This is a genomic window from Paraburkholderia phenoliruptrix, assembly GCF_902859825.1.
In the GTDB taxonomy this organism is placed as follows: domain Bacteria; phylum Pseudomonadota; class Gammaproteobacteria; order Burkholderiales; family Burkholderiaceae; genus Paraburkholderia; species Paraburkholderia phenoliruptrix.
Genome location: NZ_CADIKB010000020.1, coordinates 93,006 through 118,473, shown reverse-complemented (window position 1 = coordinate 118,473; position 25,468 = coordinate 93,006). Strand labels below are relative to the sequence as shown.

Below are 25,468 nucleotides of genomic sequence, written 5' to 3'. Positions count from 1 at the left end.
CTTTACGTCCGCTGTATCCCGCGCTCTTTGCGGTGAAGTTCAAAAATTCGTTCCCGACGTTCGCGATACAAACATCCCCCGCCGATCCTCAAATAGACCGGGACGTAACAACTATGCAGGTAAGAAAAGCTGCAGATCTCCTCCCACCTGCCATAAGCACATGGCAACAGAAGGCTACGTTCATTTTGATCGTTTGGATTGGCGCGGGGCCTTGCTATCACGCTTGGTGGTCGACTTCTTGGCAGCCTTTTTTGCGGCGGCCGCGACCCTTCTCGCTTCCTTCTCTACCTCCTTGGCAGCGGCTTTTTCTGCGGTTAATTTAAAAGGTACATCATGAACCGTAAGTCCGACCCCCAACTGACGTGCATAGCCGCTTAGCCCCTCGAGGAGATGCAACAGTTGCCCGGTTTCCGCAGTTCGTGCTTTGGGATCATGCACTGCTTCCCTGAGCTTCACGATATCGCAGCACCCGGCCGTGACGAGAATCACGTGCAACTCTGCGTCACTGCTTTCGATGATTTCCGACTTGAGCTTCTCCCAAAGCTCGTCTCCTTCCGGGCTGCCTGTGGGGGCTCTCAGAAGAGAGGAAACGCCTGTATTGTTCCAGAATTCGGCTTTCCGCCAGCTTTTCGCGCCCTTCGGCTGTTCCGGGTTTCGTGAAAGATATGCAAGGTTTTTCAACGCCTGAGCAACGATATCGTGAAACGCTGCTGCCGAAATCTTCCTGTCATCGCCTGTCTTGGCATGAATGAACGCTATCTTCTTGCTATGGAAGTCCGCTGCGATGAAATCCGCTCCTTCCGATCCCATGTCGTCGCAAATCAAGACTGTCGCATCAAACGGTATCAGGCGTGACGACGCCTCGGCGATTGCCTTGAAAAGTGATCCATCAGGAAACGCAGCGTCTTTCTTTGCTTTTGCCTGATCCAGCTGTGTTGATGTTCCTTTCTCTGTGGAGCAGGCAAGAACAGCGGGCTGCGTTATCCGGTTGATCAGCGCGCGTTCTGCGTAGTTGTAGTCCACCGCATAGAAGTCTCTTCCCTGATAAACCATACCGCCGCCTTTGAGGCCAATCAAGATCAATCCCTGATTTTGATTCAAGTATTCGATCAAGCTGCGAACCCGACCAGGTTCCCCAGCTTTCCTCACGCTCAATGTCTCCCCAGCCGGATGGAACCAGAACCGTCCTTTGGTGGGCTGATATCTTAGATTTAACTTCACAGCGATGCGCTTCGGCTGATCAGGATCGGCAGTCGAGAAGTCGAAGGTGCAGTTGTACGAGTGGGCGGTGACAGACGCGGTGATGTTTGCAGAAGAATTTTCGATACGCACGCCAACTCCGCCCATCGTTGACAGTTCAAGGTCTTCACGCAGCAGGTCTATCGAGATAGTGCGCGGTTCAGCGCGATCCGGTGGAGTCACCGTCTGCATGTAACGTTGAAAGAGCTGATTCGTGGCCGTGCCATTGGCAAGTACAGAACTAACTGACTCTGCCCATTGCAGGAAGGTATCGAGCGTGTAGATACGCTTTTGCGCGTCAGACAGATCTTGGCGCACACGGCCTTTATTAGCCCCGACATAACGGCGGCCGTTGGTTGGCGATACGCCGGTCGCTGAGCGGCATATCTGGACACGGTCGGTCAACGACGTAGCAATGTTAGCTAAATTGTGCCCCCGGAGATTCGCCGCTCTTACTACGGTATCAAACGGTATGGCACTGTTCACCGACACATTCGTAATGCGGAACTGTCCGTCTATCAACCTCATCAGTACGTCAGCACCAAGATCTGATGTATGTTGATCCAAGAGCTCGACTGGCAAGGCGCCGCTGGTGTCTGAGATGACAAGATAATGGCCGCTTAGTACAGCACAATGCGCCTCAAGGCGGATTTCATAAAACGATTCCCGTTCCAGGAGGCGGGAGTTGCTCAATTTCGCATACACCCAAAGCGCAAAGTTATCGTCCTGCATGCATGGCCCGTACCAATCCTTTCCGAGGATAATGGCATCTTCCAGATTCAACGTGTCTGTGCACTCTTGAATGTAGTTGTCGAAATCGAAGGTGGAGCTGACCTTACGGATTAAGACGCTCGGCGCGATCGTTACCTGCGGATCGTTTGCGATGTCATCCGGCCGGAACCTTTGGCGGAACCGCCCTTCAAAATACTCAGCGGGCGGCTGCAATTTAAGCAGACCATCAACTACCTGACGGAAGTGAGCGGGCGTCGCCAACTCCGAATCAACCTCGAAGGCTCGATACGCATTCCAGCGTTTCTCGACGGCGTAGTCATCGGGCGACACGAGGATCGCCGTCGCATTCGTGCGTTCTGACTTTGACCTGCGGAGCGCGCGTCCGATCTGCTGTATAAGCTTTCGGTCGTTCTGTACTGGCCCAAACAACGCGATGCAACAAATGCGGTCGTCATCCAGACCCTCCATCAACTTGTACTGATGAACCCAGATATCCGCATCAACTTTCCTGTCGGATTTGTGCGGCACATATCGGTAGAGACCATTGGCCTGCTCGTCACCTCTAAATTGGTCGTGTACCCCCAGCGTCTTCAGACCAAGTGACGAGAGCGTCGCTACGGCCTCACGGATAGTCTGTGCATCGGGACAGACAACAATCGCTCTGGGATTACTTGCGGGAAGTTGGCGGTGGTTGTTATCCCAGAACTTCTTGAATTCTACGCACAATGATTTCAGGTTCGTTGTTCCTGGCAACGCGTGAAATGCCAGCTTGCGGATAATCGAGTTCCGCTCGGCCTCCTCGTGAGTAAACTGGAAAACTGACTTTCTAGGATTGCTGATGCGGAAGAGCTTCAGGTCGTTCCTATAAGGCGTCGCCGTCAGCAGAACCGTTTTCTTCCCGAGGGCTTTGACTGATCGTCCCCAACGCACCGCTGGCTCGTAGTGGCCTTCGTCGACCACCGTGAGACCGATGTGATTCGACAGTTCGAGAAATTTCTGCGGAAAAGTTCGATGGATAACGCTGAGCGTGGTGAAAGTCGTAACAATCACCTTGACGTTTGAGTTCTTCAACACATCATCGATGTTCGAGGGAAGAAGACCTTCTATCTCCCCCTTCGGACGCCCATGCCCGATCTTGGTCCAGAAGTTCTCCCGAAGATCGCTGATCATCTGTTTCTTCAGATTGGCCCATGGGGTAATAATCAGGCTGACCCCTGCGTACGACAGTAATGTGAGACATGCGATCACCCCGGTTTTGCCTGTACCTGTCGGCATCCGAATGAGGCAGGCTTCGTCGGAAGCCCTCAAATGCTTGACCGAAAAATTCAGGGCAGCTCGCTGGTGCTTCCACAGGTCGACACTGGGTGGTACGTTCTTGAACACTATGTTTCCCGATTGGAGGACTTGCTTTTATTGGGATGCATTTGCCAGCCCGGCGGGCCAAGGCTAGGCCTGCTACCGCCGCGACACATTTTTCTACCATCGTTGGCATCATTCAGCCACGTAGTGCGGACAGTCGATGACGATCCCGCGCGATTTTAACGACGCCCCCTCCGTTGACCACCACCTCAACATCCGCTCTAGCCTTTTGACAATCCGCGGAACTCCGGGACGTCGGGCGATGTCCGAGGATCAAAACCGCCATCCTTCTTTCGATGCCCCGTATTTATCGGCAACTGCCCCCAATCCTGTATATCTGGGCCGTGGAATTCTGTTCAAAGCGAGCAGCCCGCGATCTCAGAGGCCTTAACAGTAAGCGTTCGGCAAACCAGTCTTGACGGGTGGAGTTAGCCGACGATCGCAGTCGTTTGGCAGCAATGCGGCAGCAGTGGCTCGACTTCACTCGCTCGGTGCGTCGGCAACCGCGTGAGGATGCCCTTCAGATAGGCGTGCGGGTCGTGCCCGTTGAGTTGTGCCGAGCGTAGCAGGCTCAAGATGGCGGCAGCGCGTTGACCTGCTCGCAGCGAGCCGCTTGAGCAGACTCGGGCGGCGAGCGTGCCGCCCAAATCTACAGCCTCATTGGCACCGCGAAACTCAACCGCATCGACGAACTCGCACCGTGGGTCGTTGCCGCTCAGCTCCGCACCGCAGTCTGAAGATCACTCTCTCCAGTCAAGACGTCGCTGGTGCCACGCTTACGTGACGTTCGGCCGACTACGGTTTGCAGACGACCTCGATCCCATCCGCCTTCGCGTTATCGTTCCTGGCAAGGTACGCTGCGAACTAAGGGCCGAACTATCCGCGTGGCGATCACTTCTGCGGCTCAAACTTGACCTGTGCTTGCTCGAGCATCCATGTTTCGATTTTGTCATGCCACATCCGCAGCAGGTCGAGTGGTCTGCGTCGATAGTGCTTTTCCGCGATCGCCGATGGCTTATGTCCTTGGATTTGAGCGACAACGCCGACGGGAACCTCGACCCACTCCGACAGCGTGCCGAACGATCGACGCAGGCCGTGGAGCGAGATATGTGGCAGACCTGTGGGAGACAACGCGCGGTTATGCGCATGACGCGGTTCGGCAATCTTCCCGTCCGAGGCGGTCTTGCTTGCGAATACCCACTCGGACGGCTCCCACTGGTCGCCCCTTTGTGCAAGACGTGTGGTCTGGCGTTTGTTGGGAGGGGTGTCGTTCAGTCGCCGAAGGTTCTGCAATAGGCTCGCTAAATAAGGGGTGAGGGGAATGGTCCGGCCACCGGTACCTTCCACTTTGTCGTTCATGGTCAAGCTGCGCCAGCGGAAGTCCACGTCCTCCCAACGCAGCGCAGCCAGCTCCTCCCGGCGAGCGCCGGTGATCAGGAGGCCTTGAAGGTACGCGCTGATGACTGGATTCGCGATACCACGTACTGCGGAGAACCAAACGGACAGCTGCTCGCGCTGAAGACAATCGTCCTTTGCGACGCTCCGCGGTAGTATTCCCTTTACCTTGGGGGACGCGTAGGCATCGGGGGAGACAACTCCAGCGAAGGTCTCGTGGGTCTCGCACCATCGAACGAAGGCTTTGAACAGCCCGAATGCATGAGCTGCATTGGTCGGTCCTCGGGATATTTCGACCTGGAGCCAGTCCGCCATGCAGTCCGCCGTAATTTCTGACAGGCGCAGTGCCATCAGCGGTGCCAATGGTCCGCGTACTTTTTCTTTGCCTCCGCGCTTGGCGATGCCGCCACCCGGCGAAGATAGATTGATGTGGTCGAGGATGTATCGCTCAGACCGAGGTTTCTTTGTTTTCGGGGAAATTTTCGTGCGAAGGTGCTCGAGGTACTGTTCCCACGCTTTGCCGACCGTCACATCCTGGCGCTGCTTGGCAGCCTGCCGTGCTTCGTGCGCTGCCTTCTGCTTGGCCTCATGCTCTCGCGGATCGATACCGCTGTCGATGAGTGTCTGGAGGCTTCGTGCTCGCTCCTGAGCCTGATCGATTGTCCAACTCCGCGGATCGCCGATCTTGACTCTTACCGTCGAGCCATGCACGTTCCCTTGGAAAATGTAAGCCTTCGCCCCGCCAACGGTGGCCCGTAAGCCGAGCCCCGGGGTCTTGCTGTCCCAAAGAAACGATTGATTTACGGGCTTCCCGTTTTTTGTGAATTGACCGGGTGCGCAGCGATGCGCCTCTACCCGGGCTGCTGTGAAATTTACCTTCGCCACCCGACCTCCCTGTTCTTGAGCTGGCAACCCCGTGTAACTCCTGTGTAACTGAATTATGGAGCAATCGAGCTAGAAAGATCAATATAGATGCACAGAGGGGAACAGGAATTTATGTATAAAATACAGTCACTTATCTATTTTGATCAACGTCGAGCCCGCTAGGGGAAACGCCGTCTTGTTCGTATTCGCAATGCGAAGGTCGGGAGTTCGATCCTCCTCCTCCCACCAAACAGACTCCAAGCATCACGATCCGCTTCACTAAAAACCCCGGCAGCCCAAAGCTGCCGGGGTTTTTTCTTAAAGCCTCCAGCGCGCCACGCGGCCCTCCGGCGAAGTGCGCCCACCGCAGCCAGCTCATCCTCACCTCGTTCACGATCGGAAAAAACGTATCCCCTCTCATTGAACTGCTACCCCGGCTCTTGCATTGACAGGGGAGAGCCGCCCGCCGCCAAACATGGCCAATCGATAGGGTGCTGAGCTATCATCCCGCTTCACCGCGGCTCGTAAGCCGCGCGCAAGGTGGCAAAGGCCCGTCTTTTCCGCGATTTGGGCCGCTACCACCTCTGGTACCCTACCGGTTCGCCCTATGTGCTCCGGTGGGCGCATCTCTTTCCCTCCCGCGCGTCAAGGTCGCGCATGCCCGAATCGAACAGAATGGTCACGCGTCGTCCGAACCTCATCATTGCGATCAGTGTCGTGCTGGCCAGCGCAATCCTCGCCATTGCGGTGTGGGTGCTGGCGCAAATGCGCGACGACGCGTTGCGGCGCGCGCAGGACTCGGTCTTCAATGTATCGCTGCTGGTCGAGCGCGACGTCTCGCGCAATCTCGAGATCTACGATCTGTCGATACGAACCGTGATAGACGGCCTGAAGCAGCCGGGCGTGCTGCAGCTCGAACCTACGCTGCGTCAGATGGTGCTGTTCGACGGCTCGGCGTCCGCGAAAGACATGGGCTCGATCCTCGTGATCGACGAAACCGGCTATATCAAGTTCGACTCGCAGTTCGTGCCGCCGCGGCACGTCTATCTCGGCGACCGCGACTATTTCAAGGTTCACCGCGATTCGCCCAACGTCGGTCTGTACGTCAGCCACCCGTTCATGCCGCGCACCACGGGCGCTGACGCGAGCATCGGTCTCAGCCGGCGCATTACGAAAGCCGACGGCAGTTTCGGCGGCGTGGTGGTGGGAACCATGCGCCTGAAATATTTCCGCAGGCTGTTCGACGGAATGAACCTCGGCGCGGGCGGCTCGATGGCGCTCATGCTGAACGACGGCACGATGCTGATGCGGCGCCCCTACGATCCGAAGATCATCGGCATCAATCTCACGGGGACGGCGAACTACTCGCGCTTCGTCCAGCAGCCGAGCGGCGATTTCTTCGGCACGGCGGCGATCGACGGCGTCGAGCGCTGGTACGCGTTCCGCCATATCGACATGTATCCGCTGATCCTCGACGTCGCGCTGTCCACGCGCGACATCTATGTCGGCTGGCGGCGGCGGGCCTGGATCATCGGCTCGCTGATCGCCGCGCTCGACCTCACGCTGATTGCGCTGGCCGTGCTGTTCGCGCAGCAGATGCGACGGCGCCTCGTCGCCGAGGACGAGTTGCGCATGCTCGCGCGCACCGACGGCCTCACGGGCGTCGACAACCGCCGTGCCTTCGAGCAGGCCGTAGAGAACGAGTGGCGCCGCGCGCAACGCCACGGCGGACCGCTTTCCATGCTGCTCATCGACGTCGACAGTTTCAAAGGTTTCAACGACCTCTATGGCCACTCGGCCGGCGACGACGCGCTGATCACGGTGGCTCACTCGATCGCCGGGAACGTGCAGCGCCCGGGCGACACGGCGGCACGCTATGGTGGCGAGGAGTTCGCCGTTCTCCTGCCGGACACCGACGAAGCCGGCGCCACCTCCATCGCCGAGAAAATCCGCGCGGCCGTGGAGGCGCTCGCGATCCGCCACGTCGCGAGTTCGCACCATGTGCTGACCGTGAGCATCGGCGTCGCGACCATGCAGGGCGAGGCATTCTCCATGAGCCGCAGACTCGTCGAGGCCGCCGATCAGGCGTTGTATGCCGCGAAAGACGCCGGCCGCAACCGCGTGTTCTCCTACCGGACGGGGACGCCGGCGGGCGGCGGCAGCGTCGTGGTCGTGGCGGGGCGCTGACCCGTCAATAATATTACCCGGGTATTATATTGCGCGATAATTTAATCCGGGTATAATTCGACAACTTCCTGAACTGGAGTTTGTCGTGACCACGCATTCGCGCACCTGCACGGCCTTTGAAGGCCACCGTCTGATTGCTTCCGGCACGTTGCCGCCTGTCGCCCTCGCCGTGAGGGAGGTACTCGCGCGCGGCGAGCAGGCGCCTGTGCTTGTTTTCGACGACGCCACCGCCACGCCAGTCGAATTCGACCTGCGGGGCACTGAGGAAGAGATCGTCGCGCGCCTGGTTGAGGCGCAGCACGCCGCTGATCCGGCGAACGACGCAAGCCCCGACGCAGCCGCGGCAGACGCGCCGCGCGGTCGCGGACGGCCGAAGCTCGGCGTCGTCGCACGCGAAGTGACCTTGTTGCCGCGTCATTGGGACTGGTTGAACGCGCAGCCGGGCGGCGCGTCGGTCGCGCTGCGCAAACTGGTGGACACGGCGCGCGCCGCCGGCGAGCATCTCGACCGCAGACGCGCCGCGCAGGAAGCGGTCTACCGCTTCATGACCGCGCTGGCCGGCAACCTGCCGGATTACGAGGAGGCGACCCGCGCGCTGTATGCCGACGACCGGCCGCGCTTCGAAGAAAAAATCGCGCAATGGCCCGAAGATGTTCGCGCATACACGGTGCGGCTTGCGGGAAACGCGTTCGAAGCTCACGCGTGAATCGCAGCGAAGGCGATGGCACGCGCGGCGCAACGCGAGCCGACGCCCGCCAACGCAACTGTTGAGCGCGCGGCGCGAAGCCGCCCGCGCGCAGGCAAAAAAAAGCCGCTCACACTCGGTGAGCGTGAGCGGAAAGTCGGAGAGTTACAACAACATTGCATGCGCTGCCTGAGGTCAACGCAGCGGGAGAAGTCTAAGAGTCGCGGCGCCGCTCTCCTATCGGACGAATCTCAAAGCGCGCGACCGCTTGCGCTGGTTCGCGCTTGCCACCTCCAAGCCCACTCCGTACACTCGCGCGTGTTTCCCGCACGGCGCCGCTTTCACGCGCCGTCGTCCACGAAAAACGCCGAATAGAGGAGAACCCCCGCGATGGCCGATTCCTATTTTCCCCGCTGGCGCCAGCAGCCAGATGCCGTCGAGGGGCGCATCGTCGGTACCGACGAACGCCTTGCCTGGCCGCAGATGTTCGCCATGGGCATTCAGCACGTCGTCGCCATGTTCGGTTCGACAGTGCTCGCGCCGTTGCTCATGGGCTTCGATCCCAACCTGTGCATCTTCATGTCGGGCATCGGCACACTGTTGTTCTTCGTGCTCGTGGGCGGCCGCGTGCCGAGCTATCTCGGCTCCAGCTTCGCGTTCATCGGTCTCGTGATCGCGGTCACGGGCTATGGCGGCCACGGGCCGAACCTGAACATTCCGGTGGCGCTCGGGGGCATCATCGCGTGCGGCGTGGTGTACGCGGTCATCGGGCTGATCGTGTCGGCGGTCGGCACGCGCTGGATCGAAACGCTGATGCCGCCCGTGGTCACCGGCGCGATTGTCTGCGTGATCGGTTTGAATCTCGCGCCGATTGCCGTGCGCGGCGTGAGCGGCAGCAACTTCGATTCGTGGATGGCGCTCGTCACCGTATTGTGCGTCGGCGCAGTGGCGGTGTTCGCGCGCGGCATGCTGCAACGCCTGCTGATTCTCGTCGGCCTGCTGATGGCCTACGTGATGTACGCAATTGTGACGAATGGCCTCGGCATGGGCAAGCCGATCGATTTTTCGATCGTGGCCAACGCAGCGTGGTTCGGCATGCCGCATTTCACCGCGCCCGTCTTCAACATGCAGGCCATGACGCTGCTCGCACCGATTGCGGTGATTCTCGTCGCTGAAAACCTCGGGCATATCAAGGCAGTGAGCGCCATGACCGGACAGAATCTCGACCGCTATATCGGCCGCGCGTTTCTCGGCGACGGGCTCGCCACGGTCGTCTCCGGTTTCGCGGGCGGTACGGGCGTGACGACCTACGCCGAGAATATCGGCGTGATGGCGGTCACCAAAATCTATTCGACGCTGGTGTTCGTCATCGCCGCCGTGATCGCGCTCGTGCTCGGCTTTTCGCCGAAGTTCGGCGCGGTGATCCAGACGATCCCGGGTCCGGTGCTCGGCGGCGTTTCCATCGTCGTGTTCGGGCTGATCGCGGTAACGGGCGCGCGCATCTGGGTCGTCAACAGAGTGGATTTCTCGGATAACCGCAACCTGATCGTCGCCGCCGTCACGCTTGTGCTCGGCGCGGGCGATTTCTCGCTCAAGCTCGGCGGCTTCGGTCTGGGCGGCATCGGCACGGCGACGTTCGGCGCCATCATTCTTTATGCGCTGCTCAGAAGGAAGCCGGCACAAGGGCCGGTGGCATGATGGCCGAGGCGGCAGCGGCGCGCAGGACTTGAACGGAAGCCGCCGCAACCGCGTGTGAAGCGGGCGTTATCTGCGACGCGCGGTCAGCGCGCTCTCCGACAGATCGACTTCGTGCATGAGCTTGTTGAACGTCTCGTCGTTGATGATCTGGCCGCTGCGCAGACTGAGCAACACCTGGCGCTCGGCGCGCATCGCCGAAAGCTTCATGCGAAATTCCAGTGCGTCCGCGCGCCGCGCCATCTCGCGCGGCTCCTTCTCTTCGCCGAGCGCGGTCAGCCTGCGACGATAAATGTCCATGACGCGGGCGGTCACGTCGGCGGCATAGGCGGAAGCCGATTCGTCGAGATTCGTGCACTCCTTGTCATGCAGGTCGTCCACCGCGCGGATCGCCGCTTGTGCCGCCATCGTGCGCGCAAGCGCTTCTTCGGCGGCGTGCGGATCCTTGCCGCGGCGCCATCCGCGCAACAGCAAAGGCAGCGCGATCACGCCGACCACGAGCGACACCAGAATGACCCCGGACGCGATGAAGATCGCAAGGTCGCGTCCCGGCAACGCCGCGCCGCCCGGCAGCGTTTCGGGCAATGACAACACGCCGGCGAGCGTTACCGCGCCGCGCACGCCCGCAACCGTCGTGACGGCGACGGTGCGCAGCCCCGGCACCGCGTTCGCGACGCCGTGCCGCGCCGCACCGCGGCTCGCGAACCAGCGCAGCAGCCACACCCACACGAAGCGCATCGCGTACAGCGCCGCGGCGACGGCGGCGATATAGCCGATCAGCCGTCCCACTTGCGCGTCGCTCGTCTGATGCGCGTCGAGCAGCGCCCGGCCGAGAATGTGCGGGAACTGCAGCCCCAGCAGAATGAACACCATGCCGTTGAAGACGAACTCGATCATCATCCACGTATTGCTTGCACGCAGGCGCGACGCGACGGGGCCGGAGGTGGCGAGCGTCGTGTAGTTCATCATCATGCCGGCGGCGACCGCCGCGAGAATCCCCGAGAGTTCGAAGCGTTCGGCGATCAGATAGGCGGCGAACGGAATCAGCAGCGTCATGACGACGCCGGGCGCGGGGTCGCCTTCTTCGGCGAGATTCAGAAAATGCACGGACACGAAGCTGAAGAGCCAACTCACCGCTGCGCCGATGGCGAGGCCGCCGGCGGCAATGATCACAAAGCTGATCGACGCGTCGCGCAGCGAAAAGACGCCGGTCAATGCGGCCGCGATCGCGAACTTCAACGCGACGAGGCCGGACGCGTCGTTCATCAACGCTTCGCCTTCGAGGATATGCATGAGCCGGCCCGGCACCTTGCCTTTGCCGGCGATGCCGGACAGCGCAACCGCGTCCGTCGGGGACAACACGGCGGCGAGCGCGAACGCGACGGGCAGCGGCATCGACGGCACGAGCGCATGCACGAAGTAGCCGACCGCGAGCACCGTCATGAACACGAGGCCGAGCGCGAGCATCAGGATCGAGCGGCGCGCCATGAAGAATTCGCGCTTCGGAATGCGCCAGCCGTCGGCGAACAGCAGCGGTGGAATGAACAGCATCATGAAGATGTCGGGATCGAACGTGACGTGCAGTCCGAACTTCGGCCACGCGAGCATCGCGCCGATCGCGATCTGCACGAGCGGCAACGGCAAGGGCAGCAAGCGCGTCACGACCCCTGAGGCCGCGACGGCAAGCAGAAGAATCAATACGGTGAAGACGATTTCCATCGGAGCGAGGTTGGCGGAGGGCGACGATGCAAAGGTTGGGCGGGGGGCGCACGAGCGATTCGCCGGCCGTGCCGGCTGAGCCGCGCGCGGCATGACGCGCACCGCCGTGGATAACACGAACCAGGAGGCCGGGCGACGAAGCTCGAGCGCGGGGCGTAGACCGCGAGTTTAGCGCGTGATGCCGGCTCACGCAGTGAAGCCGCCAGTCGCGCCGCGCGCCTGCCAAGCCACCAACCCACCCCGCATCCAGCGCCGCCGCGCCTCCTGCACTCCAACGGTGCGCGTGCGCCCACGCGTGGCGCACACGCCATATCGCCGGTGCACTCTTTCACGCGAGTTACATCGCTATGTGCGCAAGCGTGCGCATGGAGCTTGCTTAAGCCATATCGATGACGCACATTTTGGAGCAATGGCGCCGTGGGTTGTACGCATCCGCGTTCGGACCGGCCCGGCTCTCGCGTGAGAGGACTGCATGACGATTGCGCAACAGGAAAGGACGGCCACCGCGCCCCACGGCTTCGACGTCGAAGTGACGTCGGGCCTCGAACGCTTTTCGGTGCAGCATGGCGAGCTGACGCTGACGAGCGTGTTTCAACCTATCTTCAGCCTGTCGCATATGCGGGCTGTCGGCTATGAAGGCCTGCTGCGCGCCCATGACATGCTCGACCGGCCGGTGTCGCCGCTCGACGTGTTCGGCGAGGCCGCGCGTATCGGCGACGTATTGCAACTGGACCGGCTCGCGCAAACGCTGCATCTGGAAAACTTCAAGGTGCTCGGCGCCGAGCGCGAGTGGCTGTTCCTCAACGTACATCCGGGCGCGCTCACCGATCCGTATCTGTCCGCCGCGCTGCTGGCGACGCTCAGGCGCGTCGGCTTGCCGCCGCGGCGCATCGTGCTCGAGGTGCTGGAGCACCGCGCGGAGGACCTCGAACGTCTCGCAGATGCCGTGCGTCAATTCCGCGAGCGCGGCTTTCTGATCGCGCTCGACGACTTCGGCGCTGGGCACTCCAACGTCGAGCGGATCTGGCAACTGAACCCGGATATCGTGAAGCTCGACCGCATCATGCTGTCGCACGCGGCGCATCGCGCGGACATGGCGACGATCCTGCCGGGCCTCGTCGCGTTGCTGCACGAAGCCGGCAAGCTTGTGCTGATCGAAGGCGTGGAAACCGAGCATGAAGCGCAGATGGCGCTCGCCTGCAACGCCGACTTCGTGCAGGGCTTTTTCTTTGGACGTCCGAGCCCGGGCGCGGCCGATGCGACGCATGCCGCCACGTGCATCGGCGAGCTCACCGAGCGCTACCGCGATCAGACCGAAGCGCGCGAGCGCCGCAACGCGAGCCGCCTCGCGCCCTATTTGCGCGCCTTCGAACGCGCGGCGGAGCGGCTTGCGGCCGGCGAGCCGCTCGACGAAGTGTGCTGGAATTTTCTCGGGCTCGACCACGCCGCGCGCTGCTTTCTGCTCGACGCCAAAGGGCGGCAGGCGGGCCGCAACGTCGTGCTGCGCGCCGACCGCGCGGCGCACGAGACGCGCTTTCTGCCGCTCGCCGACGCGCAAGGCGCAAACTGGCTGCGTCGTCCGTACTTTCGCGATGCGATCAATGCACCGGAACGTGTGCACGTGACACGTCCGTATCTGTCGATCAACGAAGCGCTGCCATGCGTGACCTTGTCGGTGGCGACGCGCGTCGGCGACAAGACTTGCGTGCTCTGCGGCGATATCGACTGGGTGGAGGAACCGCGCATCTGACATCATGTCGTTTTTTACGACACCCGTTGCGCTCATGTCCGTTCTGCTTGAAGTCATTGCCACCACCGTTGCCGACGCGCGGCTCGCCGCGCAGGCGGGCGCCGACCGTCTCGAACTCATCACCGCGATGGGCGAGGGCGGGCTCACGCCGAGCCTCGGCCTGATCGAAGCCGTCGTCGAGACGGTCAGTATTCCTGTCAATGTGATCGTGCGTCCTCACAGCCGTTCGTTCGTCTACGACGCCGACGATCATGCGGTGATGTTGCGCGACGTCCGGGCCGTCAAAGCCGCAGGAGCGAACGGCGTGGTGATCGGCATGCTGAACGCGCAGGGCGAGATTAACCGCGAACAGCTCGCGCGCGCGATCGACGCTGCGGAGGGCCTCGCCATCACCTTCCATCGTGCATTCGACGAAGTGCGCGATCAGCGCAGAGCGTTGGACGTGCTGCTCCGTTTCGATGCCGTGACGAATGTGCTGACCTCAGGCGGAAAGCCGTCGGTGCTGGATGCCGAAGCGACGATTCGCGACCTGGTGCGCGAGGCGTCGGGTTCGCACTGCACATTGCTGGCAGGCGCGGGTCTGACCGTCGACGCAGTGGCCGGTTTTGTGAACCGGACGCAAGTTCAAGCGGTGCATTTCGGTTCGGGCGTACGCGTGGGCGGCAACGGGCTTGCACTGATCGACATCGACAAGGTGGCGCGAGTCAGGGCGCAGCTGAACGCGCAATAAACGCCAAGGCAAATAAAAAGCCGCTTCATGTTTGCACACGAAGCGGCTTTGCCCTTCATGCAGCAGGCGTTAGAAGCGCACTGGCGCTTATTTCGCGACCACCACCGGAATGCCGCGCAACTGCCCGGCGCCTTTCACTTCCTCCAGCGACTTCTTCACCGACTCACTCGTCGCCGCTTCGATCTGCAAGCGCGCGGCAAGATCGCGCTCGCTGCGCTTCACGCCCGCCAGATTCGCGAGCTTCATATGCCCATACCCGCGCACGCGTGCATGCAGGTCGGCGAGCTTCGCGACATCTTCGAGATTGCCCGCGTCGAGCTTCGCGAGCGCGCGCTGCAGCGTGGTTTCGTAGTCGTCGGCGAGTTGGCGCTCCATCTTGCGTTCGAGCGTGCGGCCGAACGGATCGAGCATCGTGCCGCGCAGCCCGCGCGCTCTGGCGAGTACGCCGAGCACCGGCCACAGCCATTGGCCGAAGGTTTTCTTCGTCGGATGCGCGCCCTCGTGTGCGCGGGCAAGTGTCGGCGGCGCGAGATTGAATGTGATGCCGAAGTCCTTGCCCGCGACACCTTCGAACTGCGCCTCGAGTGCTTCGCGGAACGCGGCGTCCGTATGCAGGCGCGCCACTTCGTACTCGTCCTTCACTGCGAGCAGACGATAGAACGTGGTCGCCACCGCGCGCGTCAGACGCTCGCTGTGTGCGTCGACGGCATGCTCGGCGCGGCGCGCGGCATCGACGAGCGCGCGATAACGCTTCACATAGCTCGCGCCGCCGTAAGTTTGCAGACGGCCCTCGCGATGGGCGATCAGTTCGTCGAGCGTATCGACACGCACACCTGGCTTTACTGCGTGCCGCGCCTGCCACAGCGATTCCAGCGCGGCGGGATCTTCGGCAGCGAGCCGGCCGATGGAGAACGCCAGTTGATTCATCTGCACTGCGACATTGTTCAGCTCGATGGCCCGCATCAGCGCGCCGAACGACACGGGCACGAGACCCAATTGCCACGCGAAGCCCAGCATCAGAATGTTTGCGCCGATCGTGTCGCCGAGAAAACGCGTGGCGAGCGCCTGGGCGTCGCACCTCGACAGACGCTCCGCGCCGGCGGCGTGGCGCATCTTGTCGATCAACGCGTCGGCGTGCAGCGTCGCGTCCGGGTTCGTCACAAAGGTCGCATTCGGAATCGCATGTGTGTTGACGACGATGCGCGTGCGGCCATGACGTACCGTCTGCAAAGCATCGGCGCTCGCGCCGACCACCATGTCGCAGGCGAGCAGCACGTCCGCTTGTTGCGTGTCGATACGCACCTGATTGAGCCATTCGTCGCGCGCGGCGAAGCGCACGAACGACAGCACCGAGCCGCCTTTTTGCGCGAAGCCCATGAAATCGAGCACCGACGCGCTCTTGCCTTCCAGATGCGCGGCCATGCTGATCAATGCGCCGACCGTCACGACGCCGGTGCCTCCGACACCCGTCACCAGAATGTCGTACGGCGCGGCGTCCAGATGCGTTGCGGGCAGCCGCAATGCGTTGACGCGTTTGGCCAGGGCTTGCGGGTCGAATGCGACGCCCGCGGCTTTCTTCAGCTTGCCGCCTTCCACCGTCACGAAGCTCGGGCAGAAGCCGTTCACGCACGAATAGTCCTTGTTGCACGACGACTGATCGATGCGACGCTTGCGCCCGAGCGCCGTTTCGACCGGCTCCACCGACAAACAATTGGACTGCACGCCGCAATCGCCGCAACCTTCGCAGACTTCCTCGTTGATAAAGAGGCGCTTGTCCGGATCGGGAAATTCGCCCTTTTTCCGGCGACGGCGCTTTTCCGCCGCGCACGTCTGGTCGTAGATGAGCACGGTCACGCCGTCCGTGTCGCGCAACTCGCGCTGCACGGTGTCGAGTTCGCTGCGGTGATGGAAGGTGGTGCCCTTCGGAAACAGATCGTGATGGCCGTCGTATTTCTCGGGCTCGTCGCTGACCACGACGAAGCGCGACACGCCTTCGGCTTCCACCTGACGCGCAATTTGCGGCACCGAAATGCTGCCGTCGACGGGCTGGCCGCCCGTCATCGCAACCGCATCGTTATAGAGGATCTTGTAGGTGATCGTGGCCTTCGCGGCGACCGCCTGGCGGATCGCGAGAATGCCCGAATGAAAGTAGGTGCCGTCGCCGAGATTCTGGAACACGTGGCGCGTTTTCGTGAACATCGAATGCGAGGCCCAGTCCACGCCTTCGCCACCCATCTGAATGAGGCCGGTGGTGTCGCGCTCCATCCATGAAGCCATGAAGTGGCAGCCTATGCCCGCCTGCGCGATTGATCCTTCAGGCACTTTGGTCGATGTGTTGTGCGGACAGCCCGAGCAGAAATACGGCGTGCGCTTCACGCTGTCGGCGGCATTGGAGAGAATTTGCGGCGCGACGAGATCGACCACGCGTTCGCGGCGATCGAGCGCGGGCTTGTGCTTCGCGAGCCAGTTGGCGAACACGGGCAGAATGCGCGAGGGCCGCAATTCGCCGAGCGACGAGAGCAGCATGCTGCCGTCTTCTGCATGCTTGCCGATCACGACGGGGCGCGCGCCTTCTGCGCGGTTGTACAGATAGTCCTTGATCTGCTGCTCGATGACGGGACCTTTCTCCTCGATCACCAGCACTTCGGAGAGGCCGGCGACGAACGTGTCGATGCGCGTCATTTCAAGTGGGAACGACAGGCCGACCTTGTAGATGCGCACGCCGGCCGCGTCGAGGTCCGCGACGGTCAGATCGAGGCGGCGCAGCGTTTCCATCAGATCCAGATGCGCCTTGCCGCACGTGACGATGCCGACATTCGCCTGCGGACTCGGCGCGATCCATTTGTCGATGCTGTTGGTTCTTGCAAAGTGGCGCACCGCGTCGAGCTTGGCGTGCATCCGCGCTTCGATGGTGAGGCTCGGCAGATCGGGCCAGCGGTTATGCAGGCCGCCCGCCGGCGCGACGAAATCTTCGGGCGCGGTCCAGTCGGTGCGCAGCGCGTCGAGGTCGACGGTCGAGCCGGATTCGACGGTTTCGGAAATCGCCTTGTAGCCGACCCATGCGCCCGAGAAGCGCGACAGCGCCCAGCCGTATAGTCCGAATTCGAGCATGTCCGCGATATTCGATGGATTTACCACCGGCATGTGCCAGGCCATCATCGCGAAGTCGCTTTGATGCGGCATCGACGACGACACGCAGCCGTGGTCGTCGCCGGCTACGACCAGCACGCCGCCGTGCGGCGACGAGCCGTACGCATTGCCGTGCTTGAGCGCGTCGCCCGCGCGGTCCACGCCCGGGCCCTTGCCGTACCACATCGCGAACACGCCTTCGACGGTGCGCTCCGGGTCTGCTTCCACGCGCTGCGTGCCGAGCACGGCGGTGCCGCCGAGTTCTTCGTTGATGGCGGGCAGAAACCGCACGTCGCTCGCGTCGAGCAGCTTCTTCGCCTTCCACAATTGCTGATCGACCATGCCGAGCGGCGAACCGCGATAGCCGCTGATAAAGCCCGCGGTGTTCATGCCGCGCGCCTTGTCGAGCGCGCGCTGCATGAGCGCGAGCCGCACCAGCGCCTGCGTGCCGGTCAGGAAGATGCGCCCGCGCGTGGCGGTGAGATTGTCGGACAGCTTGTAGTCGGCGAGAGCGGGCGTGCCGTCGATGGGCAGGCGAGCGGTCATGGGTGAGTCTCCGTAATTGGGCATTCGGCGCGCGAGGGTGGGGACCGCGAAAGTCGCGCAGCGAAAGAGACTCTATTTTTTAGCGCCGATCAGAGTGGATTTTTTCTACTTTGCCGACGGCAGCGCGAATGGGCGCGAAGAGCGGCGCGTTTTCCCGTGCTTTTGAGATAGATATGCCACGTGAAGGGCGAATTCGGGTATGCCCTGGGTGTCCTGCAGCACAGCGGCAAGCGACGCTGGGGCCGCCCGCCTTCGCCGCCTTGGTGCCTTTATGGACGAACACTCGCGCCGACAGGCGCTTCGTCGAGCGGCACGATCTCGTGAAAATGCGCATAGTCGATATGGCTCACGTCGTCCTGCTCGCTCATGATGTCGACGAAACGGTGGTGCCAGTAGATCTGGTCGCACGACCACATGTGGCGCGCCTGCATGGTTTGCGACGTCGATTCGTCGACGCCTTCAAGCGTGAGCAGCAACGATGTGTCGCGCGCCTTGAGCGTTTCAGCCGTTTCGCCGAAGAGCGGACTCGTTTCGTCGATCACATGCATGACCGTCCAGCCGAGTTTGAAGACCGGATGCTGGTCGCGCACGAGCGTCAGGTCGTGAAGCCGGCGCAGCGTGTAGCCTTCCGCCGTGGTTTCGCGCCGCAGGATGCGCAGCCGCGCACGCGCTTCGGCGATCACGTTCTGACGTCCGTTGGCGGAACGCACCATCAGCGTCATGCGGCCGTCGAGCGGCCGGATGATCGCGTAGCGCGCGAACATGATCTTGGCGTGCGGACGCGAGAAGCGCGCGAAAATCAGCCCCGTTGCCAACGCAATGCCCGACATCCCGACGAATATTTCCAGCGTCGCGATTGAATGCGCGTAGACCGTTTGCGGATGCATATCGCCGTAACCGACGGTGGCGAGCGTTTCGACGCTGAAGAAAAACGCGCCGCCGAAGCCAGGCGGATACTGATTGGCAATGGGTGCGTCGCCGAGCATATAAAGCGTGGCGAAGGTGGTATTGAGCAGAATGAACAGCACCGCGAGCGAGACAAAGAAAGTCGGCCAGCGGACGTCCAGCGCACGGTGGTAGAGGTCCTGCCAGAACGGCGTCGGCATGCCGTGCGCAATGACTACCCGATCGTCGAGACGCAGTTCGCGGCTGCCGCGCATGCGGCGTTTCTGCGCGCTGCTTTCAGCGTCGCCGATGCCGGGAAAACGGTCGGTCGGTTCAGTTGCCATCGCGTGCTCATGGAATAAAAACGGCGCAAGCGTAGCACGGCGCGTTGCTCGCCGAACGCGGCCGTGGCTCCTGCCTTGCGACCTGCGAGCAGTGTTTCAGGGAAATGCGCGCGGCTTCGGGATGCCGGCGCCGTGCTCGATGTCGTCGACGGCCTGCTGATGGGCCGCGGCAATCGCCTCGGCTTCGTCGCCGTAACCTTCGTCGCCGCCGACCGTGGTCCACGGCTTGACTGCTTTCTCGCGATGCCGGATCTCGTACTCCGCGTCCCAGCGCGCGCCGCTGAGTTCGATGGGGCGGACGTGAATCGAGTACACGCCGTAGAGGAAGAGCTGTTCAACCATGATCGCCTCCGACCATTGCGTTCAGGCGGCGCGGCGCGCGAGACACGAGTGCCGCGACGCACAGCCTAGAGTTCGAGTTCCCCGAGTATCCGATGAGCGAGCGCCTTGGCTTCTTCCAGCGCCTCGCCCGGTGTGGACGAGGTGGCCTCCACTTCGTAGACCGTGGTCTCCTGGTCCTGCCTCGCTTCGCCTTCGTCGCGCGCGAGTGTCACCACGCCTTGCCAGGTGTCCCGATCGAGCTCTCTTACCGACGCGGTGGCCGTGTAGATGCCTTTGGTGTAGGTGATGTCCTCCATGGCGTCGCTCCTCGTTCCAAAGGTTGCGGTGTTTTCATGCTAGCACGGCCATCGCGCGTCGGCTGGCGGGCCGGCGCACGGGCCGCTGGCGGCACGCACGACCCGCGTGCGCGCCGCAACGCCAGCATAAAGCGCTCGCGTTACAACAGCGCGACGACCTCGTCGAGCGACGGCGCGTGCGCGCCCGCATGGCGGCAGGCCGCTGCGCCGGCCGCCAGCGCGAACGCCAGATGCTCCGGCCACGCGCGCTGCGAAGCGGTCATCAGGCTGAACAGCAAGCCGCCGATGGAAGCGTCGCCCGCGCCGACCGTGTCCACCACCTCGACGCGCGGCGGCCGTGCCTCCACCGTCATCGCGCCGTCGATCAGCAGCGCGGTATCCGGCCCGCGGGTGACGAGGACGGTGGCGCGCGGGTTCATCGAACGCAATTGGGCGAGCGCGTGAGCTTCGTCGTCGGTCTTGAAGATGAGGCGCAGGTCTTCGTCGGAGACCTTGATGAGATCGGCCAGCGCCGCCATTTTGCGCAGCGTGGGTTCGTAGCCGTACTCCATCAGATTGCGGTAGTTCGGGTCGAAGCTGATCTTCACGCCGCGCGAACGCAGCTCGGCGGCCAGTGTGGCGAGCGTGTCGCCGAGCGGCCGCCGCACGAGGCTGATGCAGCCGAAGTGCGCCCACTTCACGTGCTCTATCCAGCCGGCCGGCAGACGCGCCGGATCGAAGGCGAGATCGGCACTGTTCTCGCCCATGAAAAAGTAGGCGGGCGGATGCGTGCGATGCACGATCGCCAGCAAAGGCGGTCGCTCGACACGCTGCATGAAGCGCATGTCGAGTCCGGCCGCGACGCTCGCGTCCCACAGCTCGTCGGAGAAATTGTCGACGCCGAGCGAGCCCGCGCAGGCCGTCGGCAGGCCGAGCCGCGCCACGCAGCGCGCGACGTTCCAGCCGGCGCCGCCAGGACGCGACAGCCATTGCGAGGCGCCCGTGCGAACCAGATCGGTGAGGATGTCGCCCGCCGAAACGAAGACGGGCAGTTCAGGGTTCATGTCGGGCTGAGTGTTGGTGTAGCTCATTTTGCCTGCTCCGCTGAGACGGCCGCGGCGGCGGCCGCGTCCTCCGGCAGCGCGTGCGCGAGCACCTCGTAGCACGCGCCCATGGTGTGATAGTCGGTCTTGCCGGCCGGGCTCTTTTCGTCGCTGTACTTGCGGTTGTCGCACGTGAGAATGCGATACCACGCGCCGTATCGGTGATCGACGAAATGCGCCCAGCTATAGCGCCAGATCTCGTCGTACCAGTCCCAGAAGCGCTCGTTGCCGGTGCGCTTGCCGAGCAGCGCGGCCGTCGCGAAGGTCTCGGCCTGGACCCAGAAGTACTTGTCGTGATCGCACACGGTGCCGTCCGGGCCGAAGCCGTAGTAAAGGCCGCCGTGGTCCTCGTCCCACGCGTGGGTCATTGCGGCGTCGAACAGTTCGATTGCGCGCGGCAAAAGCCATGGCAACGGGCGATAACGCTCGAGAATCAGCAGCAGCTTTGCCCATTCCGTCTGATGCCCCGGCTGGAAGCCCCACGGACGGAAAATGTTCGAGCTGTCTTCCTCGTTGTAGTGCCAGTCGACCGACCAGTCCGCGTGAAAGTGCTCCCACACGAGCCCTTGCGAAAGCTTCGCCTGCCGCAGCGTGATGTTCGACGCGACCCGTTCGGCGCGATCCAGATAGACGAGGTGGCCGGTCGCTTCGTGCGCGGCCAGCAGGGCCTCGGTGGTGTGCATGTTCGCGTTCTGCCCGCGATAGGAACTCACGCGCCATTCCGGCGACGCTTCGTCGGCGTAAAGGCCCGCGGCGGCGTCCCAGAAGCGGTGCTCCATCAGCTCGAAGGTCGCGCCGATCATCGGCTTTGCTTCCTCGATGCCGGCCATCGCCGCATGGGCGTAAGCGAGCAGAACGAAGGCGAGGCCGTAGCAGTGGCGCGTGCCGTCGAGCGTGCGCTTTTTGCCGTCGCGCCATTCGATCTCCCAGTCGTAGCCTTCGTGCTGCGCATCCCAATGCGCGTCGCGCAGAAAACGCAGACCGTGGCGCGCGTATTCCAGATGCTTCGGATCGCCGAACTGCCGATACGCCATCGCGTAGTTGAAGACATAGCGGCAGCTGCTCACGAGGTGCCGCGTGGTTTTGTCGTAGACCGAGCCGTCGTCGCGGAAAAAATGGAAAAAGCCGCCGCTCGGGTCGAGCACATTGGGCGCGTAAAAGCGCAGCGTGTCCTCGATGTGCGAGAGCAGAAACTCGCGGCTGCGGAAACTGGCGACGGGCGGCACGGCAGGCGCGCCGTTGGCGGAGTGGGGCGTGGCGGTTTGCGTCATGGCGTTTTCACCAAAGTACTGGCACGGGCAATGAGATGGACGGGCAAGCGCACTTCCGTTTCGGCGGGCGTTTCTTCGAGCAGCAGCTCGACGCCGCGCCGGCCGAGCGCTTCCTTGTCGACAGAAAGGGTGGACAGCGGCGGCGTGGCGTGAGCCGCGGCGGGGATGTCGTCGAAACCGATGATGGCGATGTCCTCCGGCACGCGTACACCGCGCGCGAAGCAGGCGCGCAGCGCCGCGAGCGCGGCGGCGTCGTTATAGGCGAACACGGCGTCCGGGCGCGGGCCGGGCGCATCGAGCAACTGCTGCATCGCGCGCGCCGCGCCGGTGTCAGGATCGAGGCCGGCGTCGATCGTCACTTCCAGCGACGGGTCGAACAGCAGCCCCGCTTCGAAAAACGCTCGCCGGTAGCCGAGCGCGCGCTGCGCGATGCTGAAGTGCGCGAGCGATCCGCCGATGAACGCGACGCGCTTGCGCCCCTGCTCGAACAGATGCCGCATGGCGAGCGCGGCGCCCGCCGCATTGTCGAGATTCACCGAGCGCAGGCCGGGCGCCCACAGGTCGATCAGCACAAGCGGGCGCTGCATGGCGACAAGCGTGGCCAGCGTCTCGGGTTCGACAAAGCCGGCAATCGCGACGGCGTCGGGCGCATGCAGGCGCATCTGCTGGATCACGTCTTCCGTCGGGCCGGCGGTCAGCACGGACGGCACGATGCCGCGCTCGCGGCAGGCGTCTTCCACGCCGTGCAGTACATGCGAGAAAAACGGGCTGACGGCGAAATTGTTGTGCTGCCGGTGCAGCAGGAACGTGAGACGGCGAATGCGCGGACGCAATTGGGCGGCGTCATAGCCGAGCTCGCGCGCCGCCTCGACCACGCGCACGCGGGTCGCCTCGGACAGGCCGGGCTGGTTTTTAAGCGCGCGCGAGACGGTGCCGATCGACACGCTGGCCGCGCGCGCAACGTCGCGAATAGTGATCGCCATCGAAGCAGGCGGCCGTGCAAGGGCGGCCGCGCGGTGTTTGGGTCCGGGCGATTGTATAGTAAAACAGCGCGAAAACAGCTATAAATCCCTGCCAAACGGACCCGTAAATACCCGTAGTTACAGGATATTCCTGAGATTTAGGTGTTTAGTAAAAACAACTAAACACGCGCTGTTGCGGGCGTTCGGCGGCGCCGCTTTATTTTCAGTTCGTGGTCACGGCGCCTTCGGGTTGCCCGCGCAGCAAAGCGACACTTTCTTGCGCGCCGATCAGCACAAAGCCGCTCGCCTCCAGCTTCGCGCGGCGTTTCGCGAGCGCGGCGAGCGAGGCGATTTCTTCGCTGTTGTAGAGCGACGCGCCGTCGGTGGAATCGGGCTCGACGCGCACGCAGCCAATCGCCATCGTCACGAAGCCGAAGAAGGTCGGATTGCCGCGCCGGTCCTCGCCGTGGATGCCGCCGGCGAGGCGGTCGTCCGGCGCGTAGAAGCGCTGCGCGCCTTCGTTGAACACGTGAATCGCCCGCAGCACGCGCTCGCGCCAGTCGTCGCTCTGGAACAGGATCAGGAAGTCGTCGCCGCCCACGTGGCCGAGAAAGTCGCGCATCGGGTCGCATACGTCCGCGAGAACGGCGGCAGCAAATTTCAGCACTTCGTCGCCTTGCCAGTAGCCGTACTGATCGTTGAAGGGCTTGAAGTGGTTCAGGTCCACATAGCACGCGTAAAAACCGGCGTGATTGCCGACGAGTCGCGCAATGTGCGAGCTGATCGGAATGTTGCCGGGCAGAAATGTCAGCGGGTTCGCGTAGCGCGCCGCTTCGATTCGCACCTCGGTGACCGCCCGCACGAGGTTTTCGCCGGTGCCGAGCCCCGCATATTTGCCGTTTTCGGTGATGACGAAGCCATCCGCGAGATAGCGCTGGTCGTCACTGGCGAGCAGCTTGGCCATCTGCTCGACGGTCATGGATTTTTCGATCACGACCGGCGACGCGTTCGCAAACAGCAGGCAGGGCCGCTTGCCGAACAGCTCGCGGTGGTAAGGCAGTGCGTAGCGGTCCATGAAACTGCGGCGGTTGATGAGCGCAACAGGCTCGTCACGCTCGACCACGGCAACCGCGTGCAGGTCGGGCAGGCGGTTGAAGAGTTCGAGCACGTCGTTATTGGTCGCGTGGCGCGGCAGTGCAGGCGCGTGCACGAGCATCTTTTCCGACGCCATGCCGCCCGAGGGCGACGCGCCGCCGAGTGTGCGCGTCGCTTCGGGAAATACCGCGATGTGACCGGCGCGCAGCGCGTCGCGCGCGTCGTCGGTTACCGTGCGCGCCGGTTGCGCGTTCGGGCGGCCGAAGAAAAACCCCTGTCCGCAGCCGATTCCCATATCGCGCACGACGATCAAATCCGCTTCCTTCTCGATGCCTTCGGCCACGAGCCGCGCGCCGCTCGCGCTCGCAAAGTGCTGCATCGCGCGCACGGCTTCGAACTTCAGCGGGTCGCAGGCAATGTCGTGAATAAAAAAGCGGTCGATTTTCACGACGTCCGGTTGCAGCCGCACCCACAGATTCATGCTGGCGTTCGCCGTGCCGTAATCGTCGAGCGCGAACTGCGCGCCCGCCGTGCGCAGGGCGGCGATCACAGAGAGAAAGGCGCCGACGTCGGGAATCGTGCTTTGCTCGGTCAGCTCGATCACGATGCGCTGCGGATCCACGCCGCGGTAGCGCAGCAGCGCGAGTGTGTCGTCCGGCGTCTCGGCAAGGCGCCGCAGCGCGCCCGCGCTGAAGTTGAGAAAGAGCTTGCCGTCGTAGCCGAGCCGCGCAAACGCTTCGATGCACGCGCGCGCGGCGGCCTGTTCCAGCTCGATCGCGCAGCCCTCGGCGAGAGCCTGCGAAAAGAGCGCGAACGGCGCCTCGAGCGACGTGCCGGCCGGCCCGCGGATCAGACCTTCGTAGCCGAGAATCGCGCCGCCGTCGAAGTCGACGATGGGCTGAAAGACGGCGGACAGCTCACGCCGGGCGATCAACTCCTCGATGCGCGGCGCGGCGGACCGGGAGGGCGAGCGAAGTTGCATGGCAGAAAGGCGTAGCGGTGGACCATCGGCTTAACGACTTGTGCTGCAAAGAATTAAGTGAAGTTTTGGTGAAGCGTTGCACTGGAATGGTGCGCGGGAGGCTTTCCGGAGCCGTCGAGAAATTTCGGAGACGCGTCCTATGCCATCCGGCTGAGGCGACAAGCGCGGCGTTTGCGCGT

General features: G+C 62.9%; 16 protein-coding genes and 1 pseudogene. 5 read left to right on the top strand and 12 right to left on the bottom strand.

Annotation, left to right across the window (positions count from 1 at the left end; genetic code table 11):
- Window positions 1-180: 180 nt before the first annotated feature.
- From HV711_RS19875 to HV711_RS19865, 3 genes and pseudogenes are all read right to left on the bottom strand, one after another.
- A complete protein-coding gene (locus tag HV711_RS19875) occupies window positions 181-3,354 on the bottom strand; it encodes a DEAD/DEAH box helicase (RefSeq protein WP_035485547.1) in 3,174 nt (1,057 codons plus the stop codon).
- 404 nt (window positions 3,355-3,758) lie between these two features.
- Window positions 3,759-3,944 (bottom strand): annotated as a pseudogene (locus HV711_RS19870) (transposase domain-containing protein); the annotation flags it as partial.
- A 277-nt stretch (window positions 3,945-4,221) separates the two neighbouring features.
- On the bottom strand, window positions 4,222-5,610 hold the full coding sequence (locus HV711_RS19865; protein WP_035485545.1) for a tyrosine-type recombinase/integrase: 1,389 nt from the start codon (window positions 5,608-5,610) through the stop codon (window positions 4,222-4,224).
- Between the two features lie 636 nt (window positions 5,611-6,246).
- Between HV711_RS19865 and HV711_RS19860 the strand changes: the two genes are divergently transcribed.
- The 3 genes from HV711_RS19860 (at window position 6,247) to HV711_RS19850 (ending at window position 10,159) form a co-directional block, all read left to right on the top strand.
- Window positions 6,247-7,776: a sensor domain-containing diguanylate cyclase gene (locus HV711_RS19860; protein WP_082201616.1), complete on the top strand. Its 1,530-nt coding sequence runs from the start codon at window positions 6,247-6,249 to the stop codon at window positions 7,774-7,776.
- A gap of 85 nt (window positions 7,777-7,861) precedes the next feature.
- Window positions 7,862-8,482, top strand: coding sequence for a DUF2239 family protein (locus tag HV711_RS19855; protein ID WP_035485539.1), 621 nt, complete (start codon window positions 7,862-7,864; stop codon window positions 8,480-8,482).
- 369 nt (window positions 8,483-8,851) lie between these two features.
- Window positions 8,852-10,159 (top strand): solute carrier family 23 protein, encoded by a 1,308-nt coding sequence (locus tag HV711_RS19850; RefSeq protein ID WP_035485535.1) that lies wholly within the window; start codon window positions 8,852-8,854, stop codon window positions 10,157-10,159.
- A gap of 66 nt (window positions 10,160-10,225) precedes the next feature.
- Here the strand turns inward: HV711_RS19850 and HV711_RS19845 are convergent, their stop codons facing one another.
- The gene (locus HV711_RS19845; RefSeq protein WP_013586888.1) at window positions 10,226-11,875 is read right to left on the bottom strand and encodes a Na+/H+ antiporter; all 1,650 of its coding nucleotides are present in this window, start codon (window positions 11,873-11,875) and stop codon (window positions 10,226-10,228) included.
- 472 nt (window positions 11,876-12,347) lie between these two features.
- Here HV711_RS19845 and HV711_RS19840 point away from each other — a divergent pair, with 472 nt between their 5' ends.
- On the top strand, window positions 12,348-13,625 hold the full coding sequence (locus HV711_RS19840; protein WP_013586889.1) for a sensor domain-containing phosphodiesterase: 1,278 nt from the start codon (window positions 12,348-12,350) through the stop codon (window positions 13,623-13,625).
- 34 nt (window positions 13,626-13,659) lie between these two features.
- Window positions 13,660-14,355 carry a copper homeostasis protein CutC gene (locus tag HV711_RS19835; protein ID WP_035481942.1) on the top strand — a complete coding sequence of 232 codons (696 nt, stop codon included), beginning with the start codon at window positions 13,660-13,662 and terminating at the stop codon, window positions 14,353-14,355.
- 87 nt (window positions 14,356-14,442) lie between these two features.
- On the opposite strand, the gene HV711_RS19830 is transcribed toward HV711_RS19835, so the two are convergent.
- From HV711_RS19830 to HV711_RS19795, 8 genes are all read right to left on the bottom strand, one after another.
- Window positions 14,443-18,030 carry an indolepyruvate ferredoxin oxidoreductase family protein gene (locus tag HV711_RS19830; protein ID WP_035481905.1) on the bottom strand — a complete coding sequence of 1,196 codons (3,588 nt, stop codon included), beginning with the start codon at window positions 18,028-18,030 and terminating at the stop codon, window positions 14,443-14,445.
- Window positions 18,031-18,299: 269 nt separating this feature from the next.
- Entirely contained in the window at window positions 18,300-19,259 is a 960-nt protein-coding gene (locus HV711_RS19825) for an ion channel (RefSeq protein ID WP_035481906.1), read from the bottom strand.
- Window positions 19,260-19,355: 96 nt separating this feature from the next.
- Window positions 19,356-19,601 carry a hypothetical protein gene (locus HV711_RS19820; protein WP_013586893.1) on the bottom strand — a complete coding sequence of 82 codons (246 nt, stop codon included), beginning with the start codon at window positions 19,599-19,601 and terminating at the stop codon, window positions 19,356-19,358.
- A 65-nt stretch (window positions 19,602-19,666) separates the two neighbouring features.
- Window positions 19,667-19,897 carry a hypothetical protein gene (locus HV711_RS19815; RefSeq protein WP_013586894.1) on the bottom strand — a complete coding sequence of 77 codons (231 nt, stop codon included), beginning with the start codon at window positions 19,895-19,897 and terminating at the stop codon, window positions 19,667-19,669.
- Between the two features lie 140 nt (window positions 19,898-20,037).
- Complete coding sequence (locus tag HV711_RS19810; protein WP_051224370.1) at window positions 20,038-20,967, bottom strand: carbohydrate kinase family protein; 930 nt, start codon at window positions 20,965-20,967, stop codon at window positions 20,038-20,040.
- Window positions 20,964-22,250 carry an AGE family epimerase/isomerase gene (locus HV711_RS19805; RefSeq protein WP_035481908.1) on the bottom strand — a complete coding sequence of 429 codons (1,287 nt, stop codon included), beginning with the start codon at window positions 22,248-22,250 and terminating at the stop codon, window positions 20,964-20,966. Before HV711_RS19805 ends, HV711_RS19810 begins: the two co-directional genes overlap by 4 nt.
- Window positions 22,247-23,233 carry a LacI family DNA-binding transcriptional regulator gene (locus tag HV711_RS19800; protein ID WP_015001443.1) on the bottom strand — a complete coding sequence of 329 codons (987 nt, stop codon included), beginning with the start codon at window positions 23,231-23,233 and terminating at the stop codon, window positions 22,247-22,249. The genes HV711_RS19805 and HV711_RS19800 overlap by 4 nt, the downstream gene beginning before the upstream one ends.
- Window positions 23,234-23,435: 202 nt before the next feature.
- Window positions 23,436-25,289, bottom strand: a complete 1,854-nt coding sequence (locus HV711_RS19795; protein WP_028362478.1) for an EAL domain-containing protein — start codon at window positions 25,287-25,289, stop codon at window positions 23,436-23,438.
- Between the last annotated feature and the right edge of the window lie 179 nt (window positions 25,290-25,468).